The 17,510-nt window shown below is 58.3% G+C and carries 16 protein-coding genes and 1 pseudogene; 10 read left to right on the top strand and 7 right to left on the bottom strand.

Annotation, left to right across the window (positions count from 1 at the left end):
• Window positions 1–257 precede the first annotated feature (257 nt).
• Window positions 258–4,088 (bottom strand): EAL and GGDEF domain-containing protein, encoded by a 3,831-nt coding sequence (locus IX761_RS13040; protein WP_194789995.1) that lies wholly within the window; start codon window positions 4,086–4,088, stop codon window positions 258–260.
• A 248-nt stretch (window positions 4,089–4,336) separates the two neighbouring features.
• Here IX761_RS13040 and IX761_RS13035 point away from each other — a divergent pair, with 248 nt between their 5' ends.
• On the top strand, window positions 4,337–4,747 hold the full coding sequence (locus IX761_RS13035; RefSeq protein ID WP_194789994.1) for a hypothetical protein: 411 nt from the start codon (window positions 4,337–4,339) through the stop codon (window positions 4,745–4,747).
• Window positions 4,748–5,187: 440 nt separating this feature from the next.
• Window positions 5,188–5,403: pseudogene (locus IX761_RS13030) on the top strand (fumarylacetoacetase); the annotation flags it as partial.
• Window positions 5,404–5,419: 16 nt separating this feature from the next.
• On the opposite strand, the gene IX761_RS27625 reads toward IX761_RS13030, so the two are convergent.
• Complete coding sequence (locus tag IX761_RS27625) at window positions 5,420–5,701, bottom strand: helix-turn-helix domain-containing protein (RefSeq protein WP_194789993.1); 282 nt, start codon at window positions 5,699–5,701, stop codon at window positions 5,420–5,422.
• A gap of 83 nt (window positions 5,702–5,784) precedes the next feature.
• On the opposite strand from IX761_RS27625, the gene IX761_RS13020 reads away from it, so the two are divergent.
• Together IX761_RS13020 and IX761_RS27135 are read left to right on the top strand one after the other, a co-directional pair.
• Window positions 5,785–6,258, top strand: a complete 474-nt coding sequence (locus IX761_RS13020; RefSeq protein WP_194789992.1) for a hypothetical protein — start codon at window positions 5,785–5,787, stop codon at window positions 6,256–6,258.
• 572 nt (window positions 6,259–6,830) lie between these two features.
• Complete coding sequence (locus IX761_RS27135; protein WP_228533516.1) at window positions 6,831–7,016, top strand: AbrB/MazE/SpoVT family DNA-binding domain-containing protein; 186 nt, start codon at window positions 6,831–6,833, stop codon at window positions 7,014–7,016.
• Here the strand turns inward: IX761_RS27135 and IX761_RS13015 are convergent.
• Window positions 7,003–7,326 carry a hypothetical protein gene (locus tag IX761_RS13015; RefSeq protein WP_194789991.1) on the bottom strand — a complete coding sequence of 108 codons (324 nt, stop codon included), beginning with the start codon at window positions 7,324–7,326 and terminating at the stop codon, window positions 7,003–7,005. The two genes, IX761_RS27135 and IX761_RS13015, sit on opposite strands and share 14 nt — an antisense overlap.
• Window positions 7,327–7,686: a hypothetical protein gene (locus IX761_RS13010; RefSeq protein WP_194789990.1), complete on the bottom strand. Its 360-nt coding sequence runs from the start codon at window positions 7,684–7,686 to the stop codon at window positions 7,327–7,329.
• A gap of 365 nt (window positions 7,687–8,051) precedes the next feature.
• On the opposite strand from IX761_RS13010, the gene IX761_RS13005 reads away from it, so the two are divergent.
• Window positions 8,052–9,905: a DEAD/DEAH box helicase gene (locus tag IX761_RS13005; protein ID WP_194789989.1), complete on the top strand. Its 1,854-nt coding sequence runs from the start codon at window positions 8,052–8,054 to the stop codon at window positions 9,903–9,905.
• Window positions 9,902–10,330 (top strand): hypothetical protein, encoded by a 429-nt coding sequence (locus IX761_RS13000; RefSeq protein WP_194789988.1) that lies wholly within the window; start codon window positions 9,902–9,904, stop codon window positions 10,328–10,330. The genes IX761_RS13005 and IX761_RS13000 overlap by 4 nt, the downstream gene beginning before the upstream one ends.
• 289 nt (window positions 10,331–10,619) lie before the next feature.
• On the opposite strand, the gene IX761_RS12995 is transcribed toward IX761_RS13000, so the two are convergent.
• Complete coding sequence (locus IX761_RS12995) at window positions 10,620–11,309, bottom strand: RelA/SpoT domain-containing protein (protein WP_228533515.1); 690 nt, start codon at window positions 11,307–11,309, stop codon at window positions 10,620–10,622.
• A gap of 722 nt (window positions 11,310–12,031) precedes the next feature.
• On the opposite strand from IX761_RS12995, the gene IX761_RS12990 reads away from it, so the two are divergent.
• The 3 genes from IX761_RS12990 to IX761_RS12980 are packed head-to-tail and all read left to right on the top strand — an operon-like array spanning window position 12,032 to window position 14,998.
• Window positions 12,032–12,679 (top strand): BON domain-containing protein, encoded by a 648-nt coding sequence (locus IX761_RS12990; RefSeq protein WP_194789987.1) that lies wholly within the window; start codon window positions 12,032–12,034, stop codon window positions 12,677–12,679.
• Between the two features lie 26 nt (window positions 12,680–12,705).
• Complete coding sequence (gene ftsH / locus IX761_RS12985; protein WP_194789986.1) at window positions 12,706–14,547, top strand: ATP-dependent zinc metalloprotease FtsH; 1,842 nt, start codon at window positions 12,706–12,708, stop codon at window positions 14,545–14,547.
• Between the two features lie 25 nt (window positions 14,548–14,572).
• Complete coding sequence (locus tag IX761_RS12980; protein WP_194789985.1) at window positions 14,573–14,998, top strand: potassium channel family protein; 426 nt, start codon at window positions 14,573–14,575, stop codon at window positions 14,996–14,998.
• A gap of 161 nt (window positions 14,999–15,159) precedes the next feature.
• On the opposite strand, the gene IX761_RS12975 is transcribed toward IX761_RS12980, so the two are convergent.
• A complete protein-coding gene (locus IX761_RS12975) occupies window positions 15,160–15,720 on the bottom strand; it encodes an Hsp20/alpha crystallin family protein (protein WP_194789984.1) in 561 nt (186 codons plus the stop codon).
• Between the two features lie 193 nt (window positions 15,721–15,913).
• On the opposite strand from IX761_RS12975, the gene IX761_RS12970 reads away from it, so the two are divergent.
• Entirely contained in the window at window positions 15,914–16,645 is a 732-nt protein-coding gene (locus IX761_RS12970; protein ID WP_194789983.1) for a hypothetical protein, read from the top strand.
• On the opposite strand, the gene IX761_RS12965 is transcribed toward IX761_RS12970, so the two are convergent.
• Window positions 16,620–17,351, bottom strand: coding sequence for a cyclic nucleotide-binding domain-containing protein (locus IX761_RS12965; RefSeq protein ID WP_194789982.1), 732 nt, complete (start codon window positions 17,349–17,351; stop codon window positions 16,620–16,622). The genes IX761_RS12970 and IX761_RS12965 overlap by 26 nt on opposite strands.
• Window positions 17,352–17,510: the final 159 nt, after the last annotated feature.

Raw genomic sequence — 17,510 nt, 5'->3', positions numbered from 1 at the left:
CCGCTGGCATATGAAGTGGCATCAAGTCGCGGACCAATGGCCCTCATGTTGCAACCCGCGTGGGGACTGGGCTGGAGTTGACCTTTGGGTCCGATTTTGCAGGGGCCTGTAGGAGCGGCCTTGTGTCGCGAAAGGGGCGCGCAGCGGCCCCAGGTTCATGCGTTTCAACATAAATTGCCGGGGCTGCTACGCAGCCCTTTCCGGCCGATCCGGCGCCCCGGCAAGGCCGCTCCTACAGGGACCGTGTGGCACCACAGTCACTGGAACATGAACAACGTCTCGTTGCTGAACTGCGCCTCGAACTGGTTGGCCGGCATGGGGCGTCCGAACAGGTAGCCCTGCACCTCGTCGCAATCATGTTCGCGCAGGAACTCCAGCTGTTCATGGGTTTCCACGCCCTCGGCGATCACCGCCAGGTTGAGGCTATGGGCCATGGCGATGATCGCCCGGGCGATCTGCGCGTCCTGCTCGCCCTCGGGCAGGCCATCGACGAAGGTACGGTCGATCTTCAGCACGTCGATGGGGAACTGCTTGAGGTAGTTGAGCGACGAGTAGCCGGTGCCGAAGTCGTCGACCGCGATGCTCAGGCCGAGGTTCTTCAGGCTGTCGAGGATCTGCATGGCTTCGTTGACCTCGCGCATCAGGATGCTCTCGGTCAACTCCAGCTCCAGGCAGGCCGGTGGCAGGCCGGTCTCTTCCAGGATGGTGGCGATGCGCGTGCCCAGCTGGCCGTCGGAGAACTGCCGGGCGGAGATGTTCACCGACACTTTGGGCACCCGCACCTTTTCCTTGTGCCAGGCCTTGAGCTGGCGACAGGCCTCACGCAGTACCCAGTCGCCGACATCCACCACCAGGCCGAGCTCTTCTATCACCGGGATGAAGTCGCCCGGCGGTACCAGGCCGCGGGTTGGGTGCCGCCAGCGCAGCAGCGCCTCGGCACCGGTCAGGCGCTTGCCGTCACCGCTGAACTGCGGCTGGTAGTAGAGGATGAATTCGTTCTGCTCCAGGGCGTGGCGCAGGTCGCTTTCCAACTCCAGGCGCTCCAGGGCACTGGCGTTCATGTCGGCCTGGTAGAACTGGAAGTTGTTCTTGCCGCGTTCCTTGGCGTGGTACATGGCGGTGTCGGCGTTTTTCATCAGCTGGCTCAGCTCGCCGCCGTCCTGGGGGCTGAGGGCGATGCCGATACTGGCGGTGACGAAGAACTCGCGGTTTTCCAGGACGAACGGCGTCACCAGGCTGGCGAGGATGTTCTCGGCGACGTGGATGGCACGGTTGAGCGCCAGCTCGCGGGTGGCCTTGGGTTGCAGCAGCAGGGTGAATTCGTCGCCGCCCATGCGCGCCACGGTATCGTCATTGTCGACACAGGCCAGCAGGCGTTCGGCCATGTCCTTGAGCATGCGATCGCCTGCGGCATGGCCGAGGGAGTCGTTGATCGGCTTGAAGCGGTCGAGGTCGAGGAACATCAGCACCACCCAGGCCTTCTGCCGCTCGGCCTGCTGCAGGGCGGTGTACAGCCGGTCCTGGAACAACGTGCGGTTGGGCAGGTGAGTCAGGGCGTCGTAGTAGGCCAGGCGGTGGATGCGTTGCTCGCTGGCCTTGCGTTCGCTGATGTCGGTGAAGAAACACACATAGCTGGCCAGGTCGCCTTCATCGTCGAGCACCGCGGTGATCCCTACCCAGGCCGGGTAGTGCTCGCCATTGCGGCGCTTGAGGAACACCTCGCCCTCCCAGCTGCCACGCTGGTTGAGTTGCTTGAGCACGTAGCCCAGGTGCGCGTCCTGCTGGTGCTCGACGGTGAGCATGCCAGGCAGCTGGTCCAGCACTTCGGCGACCGCGTAGCCGCTGACCCGGCTGAACGCCTCGTTGGCCTGGACGATATAGCCTGCCGGGTCGGTGATGAGGATGGCCGAGGTGGAGTGTTCGAATACCGTGGCCGCCATGCGCAGGTCTTTCTCGGCCCGGCGCTGCTGGCTGATGTCGCGGCCCACGCCCAGTACGCCCTCGAAGCGTTCGTGCTCGTCCCATACCAGCACCAGCCGCAGCTCGATGGGGATCTTGCGGCCATCGGCGCGCAGGCAGTCGAACAGGAACAGTTGCGTGTTCAGCGTGGTGCGCAATTGAGCCAGTTGCTGCGCGTCGCCCAGTGCCTTGCTGACCCGTTCGATTAGTGCATAGGCGCCCGTGAGCTGGGCCGGGTTGGCGACGATCGACTGCCAGCCGTTGGCGAAGATCCAGTCGGCCTGGTAACCCAGCACCGCCTGCACCGAAGGGCTGACGTAGTTGAGCTGCAGCAGGCTGTCGGTGGAGAAGATCACATCGCTGATGCTCTCGGCGAGCATGCGGTAGCGTTGTTCGCTGTCACGCAGCGACTCGCTGGCCTCGATCTGCACGGTGACGTCCTTGCCGACCCCGATGATGCGGGTGATTGCACCATCGCTGTCGCGGCTCAGTACCTGCTCGCGGATCTCGTAGCAGCGCCAGCGGCCATCGCGGTGGCGGAAGCGCAACTGGCAATGCAGCGATTGCTCGCGGTTGCTGTCCAGTTGTCGCCGGCGCAGGTCCTGGTAATGCTCGGCGTCCTCGGGGTGCAGCAGCAACTCCCAGAAGCGCTCGCCCATCTGTGCCAGCTCCGCGCGCTCGTAACCCAGGGTCTGGCCAAGGTGACGGTTGCTGAAGATCATCCGCTGGCTATGGACATCCTGCACATAGAGCTGGTCGGGCACGGTGCGCACCACATCCGACCAGAAGCTCTCACGTTCGAGCAGCGACAGTTCCACCTGCTTGCGGCTGGTGATGTCGCTGATGCTCAGGATCACCGCCTGGTAGTCCCGGCGTTGCTGGGGCAGGCGTACCATCAGCCACAGGTGCAGCTCGCCGCCCAGTGGAGCCGGCAGGCGCACCTCCAGCTCCAGCTGCTGGCGCTCCTCGATCAATGCGTCGAGCAGTTTCATGCCCACGCTGTCACGGCCATCGCCGCTGCCGTCGATCAGGCGCTGCCAGGCACCCTCGTGGCACTGGACATTGAGCAACTGGCGGGCAACCTGGTTGATCTCGGTGATCTTCAGTTCGCCCAGCAGCGAGCGCCGCAGGTTTGGCTCGAGCGCCAGGCTCTGTTTGAGCGCGGCGCGATTGCGCAGGTGGTAGCGGTCCAGTTGCCCCGGCAGGCTGGAAAGGTCGAGCACGCACAGGGCGACACCGGTGCCTTCGAAAATCTCGTGGTAGCGCCGACGGTCTTCCTGCAGGGCGCGCTGGCGGCGGCGCATGTTGATCAGCGCCAGCACCGGCAACAGGGCGCAGAACAGCACCAGCACGCACTTGCCGATCAGCGCGGGGAGCAGCCTGTCACGGGCCAGCCCCGCATCGAACAGGCCACGCAGTTGCCAGGTGCTGTTGTCGATGAAGGCCAGCATCACGCTTTGCAACGGCTCGTCGCTGGTGGTCGTCGGGCCGTGGCGCTCGATGACCTCGCCGTTGCGGCTGTTTTCCAACAGCCACAAGGGATGGCTTGGGCCGTCCAGGTGCTGTGCCAGCTCCTTGTAGTAGTCGGTGCCCAGGCGCAGCAGCCAGTAGCCGCGGCCCTGCTCGTTGGGTTGGCGCAGCAGCAGGTAGACGGTCTGGTTGTCGGTGGCGTTGCTGAAAAAGTAGGCGCGGCCTTGGTTCAACTGCAGGAGTTCGTCAATCAGCGGGCGGTCGTTGCCGTTTGCCAGGGTGTCGGCCAGGATCCGCCCGTCGCTACCCAGCCAGGCCACGTGGCGCAGGGCAGGTAGACGCGATTGCAAGGTGTCGAGCAGGGTTGGCAGGGCTACGGGCGCCGGTGGTTTGACGTAAGGCTGCACCAGGTTCAATGCCTGTTGCGCCTTGAGCGACATGTTCAAACCCAGGTGATCGGCCAGTTGAGCGCTGGTCGCCAGGCTCTGCTGGCGCAGGTCGGCCTGGGTGTGGCGGAACTGGGTGAACAGTTGCCACAGCAGCAGCCCCAGCAGCATCAGTGCGAGCAGGGCCAGCGCCCCCTTGAGCGAGCCACGCAGGTGTGAGCCGGCCGTGGCGGTGGCGGGGCGCAGGGATGTAGGTTGCGTGAGGTCGGTCAAGCGGCGGTCCTGCGATTCGCTGGCGGCAGGGAGTGGTACATGCACGGCGCGTGCCGCAGCCAGGCATGTTGCCGGGGGCACTATAAGCCGCACGATCCAAGCCGCCTAGCATGCCTTCAAACATGGCAAAGTGCCAGTCCGTGTATCGCGGGCAGGCTCGCAGTTGGTCACGTCGGTTCGGCAAGTCCCTGCATCCTGTGCGAGAATGCCGCCCGCTTTAATAGTCAACGCATCGGAGAAGTACGGTTTTGGTTACCCACTATTCCACCAATGGCCTCGATTCCGCCTGTGGGCGCAGCAGTCAGACCCTGGTCAGCACTGCCGTGGCCGAGGACGTATCCTGCAAGACCTGCCAGCGCTCGCTGGCCAAGCCGGACGCGGCTGCAACCGCGGCGAACAAGACGCCTTCGCTGGCCGAGCTGCGCAAGTCGGCCCAGGCGGCCAAGGCCGCTGCCGAGCCTGCCGCCGTGGTTGCCGCGCAACCTGTGGCCAAGCCCGCCACGCCAGTCAAGGCCGTGAGCAAACCTGCCACCCAGGCTGCCGACAAGCCTGCCCGCAGCGGCGGCTTCAGCGTCAAGTCGGCCTGGGCCGCGCGCCTGGCCGAGCAGTCAGACCGTTGCCGCCTGCCGCGTGGCAAGGCCAGGCAAGCGCACGTCTGACCAGCGCTACTTCATCGCGGGGCAAACCCGCTCCCACAAGGGGTGACATGACACTTGTGGGAGCGGGCTTGCCCCGCGATGCTTGAAAACGTATCCCTCCTGCCATCTACCCCATCTGTGCAACGCCACGACTTGGCGTAGAATGGCCCACTTTGTTCAACGTATCTGTCCTATTAAATTTTAGTCACGTTTTACGATCTGCAGCCGAGCCCTCATGGCCACTAGTTTTCCAGCCTGCCCAGCATCTTCTTTTTCTCAATCCTGTGTCAGCGCAAAGCTTTTAGTTAGCTTTTGCTGATTTTGAGCCAAGTTTAGGCTCCAAAACTTAACTTTTCTAAGTGTGGCTGTGACCGCTTCTTGTCAAGGTATGCGCGAGATCCAAGCGCATTTGCAGGTGATGTATTGCGCTGATTCTTCCCCCAGTCTTATCTCGTCGGTAGCCAGGCGACCTGTTTGAGTCGGGTACGTTATCTGGTTCCAATCCTGGCTCGTTCGGCAGCCTGCTGGTGATTACCGAGGGCGGCAAGCGCTCGGTAGTGCTTGTCAGCGGAGAGATGCGCAAGTTCCTTGAGGACGGCGATGAAATCATTCTTCGAGCCCGTTGCGTGCGGGCAGGCGTGACCAGCATCGGCTTCGGTGAATGTCGTGGCAGGATCACCAGCGGGCGCCTATCTAGAGCCCAAGTTCTCCTAGCTCTCCTCGGATTCGCTCCAACAGCTCGTCAGCGCTTGCACCGTCTGCTAAGGAGAGGTATCCAGCAAGAATGACACTCGCGGGGTGCACTCCGAGCACATCGGACATTTGCTCGATCTTCTCTAGCGACGGGCTCCACCTGCCCCGCTCGAGGTTGCTGATGTAGGCCTGGCTCGGCCCTAAACTTTCCTGAGAGAAATTTCGTTTCAGCCGATACGACTTGAGCACCGTACCAAGCGCACGCTTGAGTTCCGATCGCATTGAAGCAACTCGCAAAGGGAACGATGAAGCCGCTTCGATGCGTTCTGCACTATACTGCACACAGTATATTTAGAGATGCACTGATGTTTCTGACCTACCAGCACGCAAAAATCGATCAATTTAGTCTTTTTGGAGAGGACCCCGCCGCATGGAGCTATGTGGAACACAGCATCCATAGGCCCTGGTTCTACGTCGCCACCCAGGAGCAGGGCGGGGATTTTGTCCAGCATCCGATGCTGATGCTGAGCAATGACCAGCTCCTCCAATCTCTCGTTAGCGACCAGGAAAGCGGGTTACGAGTGGAAAGTGTGCAACTCATTACTCCGGACCATGTCAATCACGCTGGTCGGTGGATGATGGAACCCTTGGAGTCGATTTTGCGATTCAAATCTGACGAAGGCATTGCATACGTATACAGGGTTCTCGGTGATAAAACCTACATCTATGGGGACGCTGAGATCGCATCCTTGAAAGGAGCAAGCTACGAGACAATCTTCAGCAGCTCGATGCTCTTTGAAACCGCGCAAGAGTCCGTAGCCATGGCGGATCGCGAGTGAGCTACGCGGTCGCTCTAGCCCTCAGCCGGTGATCTCGGCCTTTTCGAGGCTAGGAGAAATATATCTCAGCCGGCCAACCGCCCAACAGGCTCGAAATCCGAGCCGTTTGAAAGGGCCACGTTCAAAAAACGACTGCTCTTCAAGGTTCGCTTTGCAAGTGCAGCTCTTGCATCAGCTCGCAATCTCTCTTCTTCCACAGGCTGCGTTTCCTGCTTTGTTTTTTTCACCTAATACCCCCAATTGCCGTGAACCGCAGGAACGAATGACGTTCCGCCCATGCCGAGCATCAAATATCACCATCGATCTCGGAGCTCGTTTCGAGGACCAGGATACATCAACTCGCCGAGCCGACGACCGCATCTGTCGGTCAAGGGCTGCCGTAATGTCTAGAATTGGGTGCTCGGAATATAGTTTGACACAGCCAGCGACAAGCACGCGCCATGCGACCTCATCAGTGTCACCACTATCCTGTTCAAGCCGTGTGCCGCACGCTAAACCGCCCGGTAGAGAACTCAGCATTGAGGAAGCCTGTGGGAGTACTATTGTCTTGGTGAACCAGCCGAGGCATTTTCATGACCCAATCAGCGCGCACGAAGGTCAAATGCCAGGACCCCGGTGATGGCTCGGGGGATGTGATCGTCGAGTTACCCCCAGACATCCTGAAAGAGCTGAGCCTTGCTGTAGGCGACAGGCTCAGCATCGAATTGGTCGACAGTACGATCGTGCTGAGACCTATCCGTGAGCCTAATCCAGAATAACTGCTGTCTGTGCCTGGTCGGTCTCAGCCAAAGCAGTTTGTGCACGGACCTCTACCATCTCGATCAACTCAAAGTGTTTGGGGAACTCGCGCTTCAGCCAGTCACTCGGCACGAAATGGTGATCAAGATGCACCGCAGTGCTCTGTCCATCACCAGATGCGCAGAGCATGACGTTCATCTCAGTCTCATCACCCGCCATCGCCGCCGGCACAAAATCTACTCCACCGTCACTCACGCCGAAGGACCGTCGCCACTCAGGAAAACGCTTTCCATCTGGGTTGGAAACGCAGAACCAGTGAATCTTGTTCATTTAGTCATTCTCGAATGGCAGTAAAGTGGAGTACGGCAGTTCGTCGCCTTCAACCGCAGCAAGCACCTGGTCAAGCACTGTGGCCGGCGCATCAAGGGCTCCCAATATCACATAGAGCTCGCTCATCAGGTTGGCTCTGGCCTGCCGATCAATACCAGCGTCCCCAGCGACCGTTTCAACCGAATCGAAGGCTTTGTTCACGCATGCCTCACCAATGAGGTAGCGGGCACCGCAGCCACATAGAAACGGATGATTGCCATTGTAGAAGCGGTCTTTTGCCTCCCACCCGCACAGTTGTGGATCGATGGGCTTGCCACATTTGGGACAGAACGCCGGCTGTCCATCGGTAAGGTAAAGCATGCGAGGAGATCCTTTCGCTAAGCCTGAGGTAGGTAATGCCACGTTTCGGAATACCCGATTGTCACGCCGCACATTTCATCCTGTCCACGAAAGGTACAAATGTTCATTGGTCTGGCTCCTCGGAGCGAATTCGCAAGAAAATCAGGCCACCAAGCGTGATGTCACTGGGCTACAATCAGCTGATGACACACGCTCAGCCATCACGAACGCCCCGATGATGCCTGGCCAGAAATATGGATATTTCAATGCCCACGTCTGCTGTACCTCGAACAAATCCAACTCTTTCGCCCCCGCCCCCGTCGCCGTGCACTCCCTCAACGAGCGGGCACCTTGGCGCGCGCCGCCAATAGGAACCACGACTGTCTATGAATTATTTCACCGATACGGCAGCCAACATCCTTGGCAATAAAAAGCTGCGTAGCCCCCAGATCGAGGCCTACATCAAGGCGCAGGAGCATTTCGAAAGCTCCAATGAGGATGCGTTGATCGTCCTGCCAACGGGGACGGGCAAAAGCGGGCTGATTTCCATTGTGCCGTTCGGCCTGGCCAAGGGCCGCGTCTTGATCATCACACCGGGCTTGGTCACAAAACAGAGCATTCGAAAGACCCAGGATCTGCTGGAAGACAACTTCTGGATTAATTTTGATGTGATCTTCAGTGCCGAGGATCTACCGGTCACCTGCGAATTCACCTCCGACACGCATCAGGCCAGCCTGGAGCAGGCCCATTTCGTCTACTCGAACATTCAGCAGGTGTACAACGAGCGCGGACAATCACTCATAAAGCGGGTGCCTCCTGACTTCTTCGACCTGATCATTATCGATGAAGGACACCATGCGCCGGCGGGCAGCTGGCAGAAGACCTTGGCCCATTTCGCCAACGCCAAGAAGATTTTCGTGACGGGGACCCCATTCCGTGGCGACAACCAGGAAGTGCCAGGAAAACTGATCCACAAGACGCCACTGTCTGAGGTGATGCGTGATCGGTATGTGAAATGGCTGAGAAAAGAGACCGTTAGTGCCCACGAGCTCTATTTCACAATCGCTGAGCAGCCGGGGGCCCGCCTCTCCAAGGAGCAAGTCCTCGAATATAAAGACCGAGAGTGGGTAGAGCGCAGTGTCGCTTTGTCTCCAGAATGCTCGATGGACGTTATCGACCTGAGCATTCAAAAGCTCAATGAGCTTCGGAAAACCTCCCCAGAAGTACCGCACAAGATTCTGGCTGTTGGTTGCAGCATCACCCATGCCGAAGACCTACGCACCTGGTATCAATCCAAGAATCTGACTGTGGCTGTCGTGCACAGCTACATGGACCAGGCCGATATCGCTGCAGCGTTTCGGGTGATCGACAACCACCAATGCGATGTCGTCATCTCCGTGAACATGTTGATGGAAGGCTACGATCATCGGTACCTCACGGTTCTCGCGCTGTTCCGGCCCTACCGAAGCGAAAACGCCTTTGCACAGATTATCGGCAGGGTCCTGCGGGCGATTCCGGAAGAAGAAATCACGGCCTTTGAGATCGATAACAACGCCGTGGTGATCTATCACAAGGAGACCGGTCTGGACGCGATGTGGACGGCCTTCCAGACTGAGGTTGATCGGGCAAAACACCAACGGACCCGCGACTACACCATCACGGATGAGGACTACACCCGCAAAGAGCAGGAACTGGGTGGTGTTTCCACCTCCGAAGCGTTTGTCAGTGACCAGGACTCCTACCTTGCAGACTTGGACTTCAACAAGATTTTTTCCGAGAAAAGGGCTGAGGTCGAATCCATTGCGACCCAGAAAGTCCAGGCGCTTACTGGCCTTGAGGGCTACGACGCGGATGTTTTGGCACAGCTGAAGAACGTGTTCCTCAACGCCGAGACGAAGAAAGCGGCTCAGATCATAGACCCCAACCTTGTGGAGAAGCGGCCTGAGATCGCTCGCAAACAGCTGCGCGAGATCCTGACGAAGAAGGCTCAAGACGAGGTCGCGACCTTGCTCAGCGACCTGCAGATCCCAGAGAAAGCTTCTACCCTTTATCCGATATTCAAAAACCACCTGCCGATGGTGAAAGCGAACACACCTAACGACGGTATACTGGTGAGCTTTATCAACACCAAGCTGGCGAAGAAATTCGGTAGGGTTGCTGACCGCGACAATGGCTTGCTGACCAGGTCAATTGAGGACGTGGAAGTGATCATCGACGAACTGAGGAGAATGCTGAAATGAGTCTTGAATCCATCAAAATGTTGGTTGATGAGCTCTCGACTCTTCACGTAACCCGTGGTGTTCAGCCCGGTGAGCTCATCGAAAATCTCTTCGAGGAGGTCTACGTCGAGTCCTCGGCCCGGAAAACCTCTCAGGGCCTAGTGTTCGAGATGACCTTCCAAGAGGCAGACGATGACGGTGCGCCTAGCAAGGTCACCATGCGCTATAGCTATGATCTCAACCGACACCTGGTACTTGTGGAACAAAAAGTCGCGGCCAAGCGATTCAGCATTCAGTGGGATCGTGCTCAAGCCGTCCGGGAACGGCTCGGCAAGCTTGAAGCTTTGCTCGATCAGAAGCTGCCACGAGAGAAGATCGCCGCAATCCTAGCTACCATGCCCCAAGACTACCTTGCACTCGCCCCTCAACTACAGCTGGTAGCCTAACCCTAGACAATGCCCTCGCTGCGGCTGATGCTCAAGCAGTCCTAATTTCGCCGCAGTGAATCTGCTTGGGGAGCCAGCTTTTTGACTCCCCAGCGTTCTCACGCAATTCTCTACTTCAACAGATTAATCAACCCGCGCAACTCTTCAGAAGCTGACTTAATGATTTCAGGTCCTGGCACTTCAACTCCGTGGACCAGAAAATTACGAAACTTCTGCAGTCGTTGAGCTGCTTGCCCAAACGAATTATAAACTTCTGGGAATGACTGGCGCAGGATCTCGAACGGACGTATCACAGAACTTGAGTGGCGCGAATTCGGATAATTATCTTTTGAAGCCTCAAACAAAATCCTTTCATACTCAATCCACAACTGAATAAACTCCCCAATAGCCTCATGCTGAAGGTAGGAGTCATTCGCTGCAACGAGAGACATGGAGGGCGTGGACTCCACCCGCCTAACTTTATCGTACATAGCATAGCGGCTTCTGACCATGCGTGCATAAGTACTGAAGCAACTTGAATCTCTACCTTAGCCTCTGCATATCTTTGTTGAGATTCATGGAGCGAAGACTCTCTCAAAACCACTCTGTAGTGCGTCGCCCAATAGCCTGAAAAACGTTTTTTATAAGACGGGTCGGCCGTAGTAGGAAAGTCTTTCGGGTCCTCTGTCAGGTCGAAGAGCGATCGAACAATACGACCTACTTCCTGCCTTTCGCCAGGGAAATAGAGAGCAACCCGCACCCCCGCTAGATCTACAATATCTTCAAATATCGCAGAAACGTTTTGGTATTGACGCTTAATTTCACGTTGGCGAACCTTAGCTTCCAACCGTGTATGATTTTTGGCGCGTGATGTAACTATAGCTCGCACACCAGCGGAGCGCAGATTTGCCTCCAACGCCTGAGCAACCATTCGACAAGCTTGCTCGTAAAAATCGTATTCCTTGCGGTACCGCGCGATGAATTCTGCGATCAAATCCAAGGTATTCGTCCATCGAACTTCTGGTAATCCGAGCAACCTAGCGTACTGTCACAATGATGTCCATTAGGGCGTGAGTGCCCACCAGGTACCTGGCGCCATGTGACGTACTCCAATGAAGCATGTCTAATTAGCTACTTCGCTGCTTGCCTTCGGCGATGGCAACCCGCTGTACATCAGTTGCTACCTGATGGCCCTCGGAGTCTTGCACTGTTCGCTGTCAGGGCAATGAAGAGCGTTTCTGAGCCGACCCAAGCGCATGCCCATGTGACTCCCACGACCTCAAAGGCCACAGCGACCAAAACCGCGAAGATGATGATGTAGATCTCCTCCAGTAGCATGACCGAGCCCTCGTAGCTAAGTGGGTCGAAAAAGTGGGAAATTGCGCCGTACTTGACCAGTGAGACTCACCGAAGCTGACCACCTGTTTGCATTCGAAATTGCATTCGACTTGACCAGTCGTTCGCATTCAGCGCCGCCAGGCGTACATCCCACTGCAGATTCCAGCAGCAAGCTGGATAAATCGATAAGCAAAAAGCGTCGCATGCAGATGCCCTCGCCGGACTCGAATCTCTTTGAGTATCGGCAGGTACACACGCAGATGCCTGACATTTATCAATCCCATGAAACAACGCGTGAGTTCTGATCTTTATCAATCGCGTGATACCCACGGAGAGTAGAAACAGGGACTCAGGTTACCCATTGAACAGAACCCGGAGACCATCATGAACGATCTAAACCTGCGCGACTTGGTGCTCGAAGAGCTGGAGTTCCAACCCGAAATCAATGCTGCCTGCATAGGTGTGGCAGTGCAGGATGGCGTGGTTACGCTCTCCGGCCATGTCAACAGTTATGCCCAGAAGATTAGTGCCGAGCGCACCGTTAAGGCCATGAGGGGCGTGCGTGGGCTTGCCGAAGAAATCGAAGTTCGGCCGAACAAGCTGGAGGGTACCGCCGACGATACGATAGCTAGCCGAGCGCTGAACATAATCGCCTGGAGCTCGGATGCCAATGTGGAAGGGATCAAGGTCACCGTGCAAAAAGGCACAGTAACCCTGGAAGGTGAGTTGGACTGGCAGTACCAGAAGGAAGTGATCGAACAGGCGGTATGGCGCCTGTCGGGCGTCATCAACGTGCACAATCGCATCACCTTAAAGGCGCGGGCCAATGCCAGCGATATCAGGCGCCATATTGAGGATGCGCTCAAGCGCAGCGCCGAAATTCAGGCCGAAGGCATCCGCATTACCGTAAACGGTGGTGTGGTGAGGCTGGAAGGCAAGGTGCATCTGCTGCGTGAACGGGAGGTGGTAGAGCGCGCCGCCTGGTCGGTACCCGGCGTGAGCAAAGTCGAAGACTACTTGCTGATCGCCTAGTCTTGCAGCCATCAAGAGATAGGGTCATGAACAAAGCGCAGCCGTGGAAGCTTTGTTTCCTGGCGATCGGGCTGTCCGCGCTCGCCGCCGTCCAATTCGGCCTGTTCAGCCAACCAGCAGCGCAGGCCATCTCCTACAGTCAATTTTTACAGTTACTGGACCAGCAGAAGGTCAGTGATCTGCGGATCAAGCACGACCGCATCCTGGGCACGTTGCAGGAACCCATCGATGGGCGTTCGATGTTTTACACGTTGCGGGTCGACCCGTGGCTGAGCGAGAAACTGGGGCGCTCGAACGTAACCTTTACTGCGGCAGCCCAGAGCAACACCCTAGCCAATTGGGTGGGCTGGTTAATACCGCTGCTGATGATGCTGGTGCTCTGGTACTTCCTGTTTCGTGGCGTGCCCAAGAAACAGGGACTAAGCGGGCTGATGAGTGTGGGCAAGTCACGCGCACGTGTCTATATCGATCGTGATATCAAGGTCACCTTCGCCGATGTGGCCGGCGTAGATGACGTCAAGGAAGAACTGACCGAGATCGTCTCCTTCCTCAAGAACCAGGCATTCTATGCCCGCTTGGGTGCTCACGTACCCAAGGGTATTTTGCTGGTCGGCCCACCGGGTACCGGCAAGACACTGGTCGCCAAGGCCATTGCCGGGGAAGCGGCGGTACCGTTCTTTTCGATTTCCGGGTCGGAGTTCGTGGAGATGTTCGTGGGGGTAGGTGCCGCGCGAGTACGCGACTTGTTTGAACAGGCCCGACGAGCCGCGCCCTGCATCATTTTCATTGATGAGCTAGATGCCCTGGGCAAGATGCGCGGGATCGGCAGTTTGGGCGGCAATGACGAAAAGGAGCAAACGCTCAATCAGCTTTTGGCCGAACTGGACGGCTTCGACCCGCGCGAGGGCGTCGTCCTGCTGGCGGCGACCAATCGCCCGGAGGTATTGGACCCGGCGCTGCTGCGCGCCGGTCGTTTCGACCGGCAGATCCTGATCGACCGGCCCGACCGCAAGGGCCGCCTGGCGATCCTGAAGGTTCACTTACACAAGATCGTCTATAAGAATGATCTGGATTGTGAACACATCGCAGAAATAACACCGGGCCTTACCGGCGCCGATCTGGCGAACCTTGTGAATGAGGCCGCCATCGTCGCCACTCGGCGGGCCAGCCAATGGGTTGAGTTGCAGGATTTCACCGTGGCCGTCGAGCGACTCGTGGCGGGCGTGGAACGCAAAGGCAACGTACTGCGTGAGGATGAACGTCAGGTCGTGGCGTACCACGAGATGGGACATGCCCTGGCAGCAAGCAGTCTGCCGTCGATGGACCCGGTGCACAAGGTATCGATCATTCCCCGTGCTGCCGGCTCGTTGGGGTATACCCTGCAACGACCGACCGATGATCGCTTCCTGATCAGTGCTCAGATGCTCCGCGATCGTATTGTCGTGCTAATGGCCGGGCGAGCCGCGGAAAGCCTGGCATTTGGTCAAGTGTCCACTGGTGCCGCCGACGACCTGGGGCGTGCCACCGACATTGCCCGACAACTAATCACCCGCTTTGGCATGAGCGTGGAGCTGGGCCAAGCCGTGCTGGAGCGACAACAGGCCACTTACCTTGGCGAGCCCCTATTGCGTCAGGCGCACAAGGATTATTCCGAACAAACTGCGCGTGAAATCGACCTGGGCATTCGGGGCCTGCTTGAAGAGGCCTACACCCGGGCTATGAGGTTGCTCGAGCAGCGCCGTGCCGACCTGGATGCTGGGGCACGACTGCTGCTGGCCAGGGAAACCATCACGCCGGAAGACTTCCAAGCGCTGCGGCCGCAGGCCGGAGAACCTATAACCTATCACCTAGTCGACGTGCACCGATGAAGCCCCTCCGACCTGAGCATCGAGCATGTTTACCGTCACATTGATCAACATGCTGATTGTGATTCTGGTGGTGATTATTCACTACGAGTGCCTGCTGCGCCTGAATGACTGGCTACCCCGTCTGAAGCTGTGGAGCCGCTTTCGCATTGTGGCAGGAGTGTTCGGTGCGCTCCTGGCCCATGCCCTGGAGGTCTGGTGTTTTGCCTTGGCGTATTACCTGATGGCCCATGCCAAGGGCTGGGGTAGCCTCAGTGGCAATTTCGACGGCAGTTTCCTGGACTGCGTTTACTTTTCCTTCACCACCTATACCACAATAGGGTTCGGCGACATCGCCCCTACTGGCCATCTTAAATACCTCACCGGCCTGCAAGCATTGACGGGGCTAGTGCTCATCACCTGGACAGCTTCATTCCTGTTCCTAGAAATGCAGAAATACTGGAAAGCCAAATAGGCGACTTACGTGTGCGAGTGTGGCGTCCAGTACCGTTGTGCAATGTCGGACATGTTGAGTCATTGCCACTTCTACTGTGCGAGAAGGCATTACGATCCAGGTGTGAAACATGCACTTAATAGCGGAGCATCCCTGCCCCTGAAAGCGGTACGTACCGTTGATCACTTGCTGCTTCTGATCGGAATCACTTTTTCAGGGCGAATCGCTTCGGCGCGCTTGGGCAAGTGGACCAACAGTACCCCCTTGGCGAATTGCGCATGGATCTTTTCAGCGTCGACTTCACGGGGTAATTGGAACGCCCTCTCGAAGCTTCCGTAGTACCGCTCGGAAAGGTGATACTCCTTGCGCTTTTCATCGACATCCTCGTGCTTCTCACCGCGAATCAACAGGTTGCCATTGACGAGCTTGATCTTAATATCCTTGTCGTCCACGCCGGGCAATTCGGCACTGATCCGGTACTCCTCGGCCAGCTCACTGATATCCATCGCCGGCAGGCCATGGGTGAACAGGTCACGACGCCAGAAGGGCTCGATATCGAATGGCGTGTGGCTGAACGGCATACGCAACGGCCGGCGCCCGAAATCCTCGAACAAGGTGTCGATCTGGCGTCGCAACTGCTGAAACGGCCGCCACAGGTCCGATGGTTCGACGCCGGACGGCGAAGCCTTGGCTGGCTGGGTGGCTGCGGGGGTAACAGGTACTTTTTTGGCTACTTCGGACATGGCGACCTCCTCGTATGAGTGCTGTCTCCGGTGGAGACGCCTCGATCTTGCGCTTGGAGGTCAACCGGCACTTGACCTTTGTCAACCAGCGGCCGCCACCGTCGCCTGGCGATTTGATCATAGTCAAGGTCGTGCGGTGGCAAGCGCTTAGCCTAAAAACAGGGTCGTCACTCCGAATTCATGCGAGGCGCCTATGGGCCAGTACAATAGCGGACGTGTCCGTTTGCTGGAAATGCTTCCGGCACCCGGTGCTCAACAGTGCTTGCGCCTAGCGCTATGCGGCCCGCAGCGTACCGAGGCGATGCCCGGTCAGTATTGCCTGCTGACCCATCGAAACCAACGCTGGCTGTGCGGCTACATCAGCCTGCCGGGCGCGGCGGGACGGTTCATCGTGGCCACCCACCAGGCCCAGGCACTGGGGCAGGTCGAAGCCTTGCTGGGTTACTCGGGCCCGCTGGGCAACGGCTGGCCGATTCCGTTGCAGTGTGCAAGGTTGCTGGCCGTTACACGTGGCGAGGGGGTTTTGACGCTACTTTGCGCGCTGGATGAAATTCGCTGCTGGTTACCCTGGGTGCAGGTGCGACTGCTGCATGAAGGCTTTGCGCTTGAACACCTGCCCCTCGAGTGCCTTGCATGGGCTTCGACGCTATCCACCCTTCCGCGCAAAAGTTGTAGCGGTTGGCTGCAATTGGCACACCAGCTGGAGGCGTTCCGGCCAGACACCGTCTTTTGCTGCGCACCGCCGCAGGTAGCCCGCCAGGTGGCGCGCACCTGTTGGCAAAAAGGGGTCGCACCACAGTGCATCTGGCTGCGTACAGATCACGTTCACGATCCGATCACCGATGGCTACGCAGCCCTGGCGGGGCCGGTGCAACGTTATGATAGGGTGTTGGCAGCTCTCAGGTGGGCTCCTCCAGCCGGCTGAGGTTGACCAGGCTTGGTTGGTCGACAATGCGTACTTCCCGACCGACACAGTGCACGAACCCCGCCTGGGTGAAACGGCAGAACAGCCGGCTGACGGTTTCAAGCGTCAGGTCTAGATAATTGGCGATGTCGCTGCGGGACATGGGCAGGGTGAACACGTCTGCCCGCAAACCTCGTTCGTGGTAACGCGCCGACAAGCCCAACAGGAAAATCGACAGGCGCTGGTCGGCTCGCCCGTGGGAGCAGCGCAGGTGTTCGTCCTTGCCCTGGATACCCAGGCTCAGCATGTGCAAGAGTTGGTAGCGCAAGCCTGGGATCAGCCCTGACAGGTCGACCAGCTGATCCAGCCTGATGGAACACACCAGCGAAACCTCCAGTGCCAGCGCATAGCTCCGGTAACAGGTCGCACCGATGGCATCCAGGCCGAGCAACTCCCCCGGCAGGACGAAGCCGGTGACCCGCTCGTTGCCCTCGGCGTCGAGCAGGTACTGCTTGATCGCCCCTGAGCGCAGGGCAAATACATGCTCCATGGGCTCGTCGGCCTTGAACAGGTACTCGCCCTTTTTCAGCGGGCGGTTGCGCCGAACGATACGTTCCAGCTGATCCACTTCGTCAGCGCTGAGGCTGGCGGGTAGGCAGAGCCGGCTCAATGTACATGCAAGGCACTTCACATGGGGCCTTGCCCCCTGATCTGCCAAGCCGGACATGCTCAAGACTCCACGTCGTTCATGGCTCATCCTTATAAGTTAGCCGCTTCGCTCGGCGTTGCCGCAAGCACCGACCAAGGGTTGTACTTACTCCCCACCCGGCTTGATGAAAATCAAGCCAGCAAAGGAGCAGAGGCCGAAACTGGACCTTCCTGTCCA

It is taken from the genome of Pseudomonas sp. UFMG81, from assembly GCF_015354575.1.
Classification (GTDB): Bacteria; Pseudomonadota; Gammaproteobacteria; order Pseudomonadales; family Pseudomonadaceae; genus Aquipseudomonas.
Note: the sequence above shows the minus strand (reverse complement) of the source record. Positions and strands in the feature narration are given on the sequence as shown.

What these genes read in the sequence shown, in the direction of transcription:
- IX761_RS12970 (WP_194789983.1), top strand. Translation starts at nt 15,914, where the DNA reads ATGGGCCAGTACAATAGCGGACGTGTCCGTTTGCTGGAAATGCTTCCG.
- IX761_RS13005 (WP_194789989.1), top strand. Translation starts at nt 8,052, where the DNA reads ATGAATTATTTCACCGATACGGCAGCCAACATCCTTGGCAATAAAAAG.
- IX761_RS27625 (WP_194789993.1), bottom strand. Translation starts at nt 5,701, where the DNA reads ATGCGATCGGAACTCAAGCGTGCGCTTGGTACGGTGCTCAAGTCGTAT.
- IX761_RS12975 (WP_194789984.1), bottom strand. Translation starts at nt 15,720, where the DNA reads ATGTCCGAAGTAGCCAAAAAAGTACCTGTTACCCCCGCAGCCACCCAG.
- IX761_RS12990 (WP_194789987.1), top strand. Translation starts at nt 12,032, where the DNA reads ATGAACGATCTAAACCTGCGCGACTTGGTGCTCGAAGAGCTGGAGTTC.
- IX761_RS13000 (WP_194789988.1), top strand. Translation starts at nt 9,902, where the DNA reads ATGAGTCTTGAATCCATCAAAATGTTGGTTGATGAGCTCTCGACTCTT.
- IX761_RS13015 (WP_194789991.1), bottom strand. Translation starts at nt 7,326, where the DNA reads ATGAACAAGATTCACTGGTTCTGCGTTTCCAACCCAGATGGAAAGCGT.
- IX761_RS12965 (WP_194789982.1), bottom strand. Translation starts at nt 17,351, where the DNA reads ATGTCCGGCTTGGCAGATCAGGGGGCAAGGCCCCATGTGAAGTGCCTT.
- IX761_RS13010 (WP_194789990.1), bottom strand. Translation starts at nt 7,686, where the DNA reads ATGCTTTACCTTACCGATGGACAGCCGGCGTTCTGTCCCAAATGTGGC.
- IX761_RS27135 (WP_228533516.1), top strand. Translation starts at nt 6,831, where the DNA reads ATGACCCAATCAGCGCGCACGAAGGTCAAATGCCAGGACCCCGGTGAT.
- IX761_RS12980 (WP_194789985.1), top strand. Translation starts at nt 14,573, where the DNA reads ATGTTTACCGTCACATTGATCAACATGCTGATTGTGATTCTGGTGGTG.
- IX761_RS13020 (WP_194789992.1), top strand. Translation starts at nt 5,785, where the DNA reads ATGTTTCTGACCTACCAGCACGCAAAAATCGATCAATTTAGTCTTTTT.
- ftsH (WP_194789986.1), top strand. Translation starts at nt 12,706, where the DNA reads ATGAACAAAGCGCAGCCGTGGAAGCTTTGTTTCCTGGCGATCGGGCTG.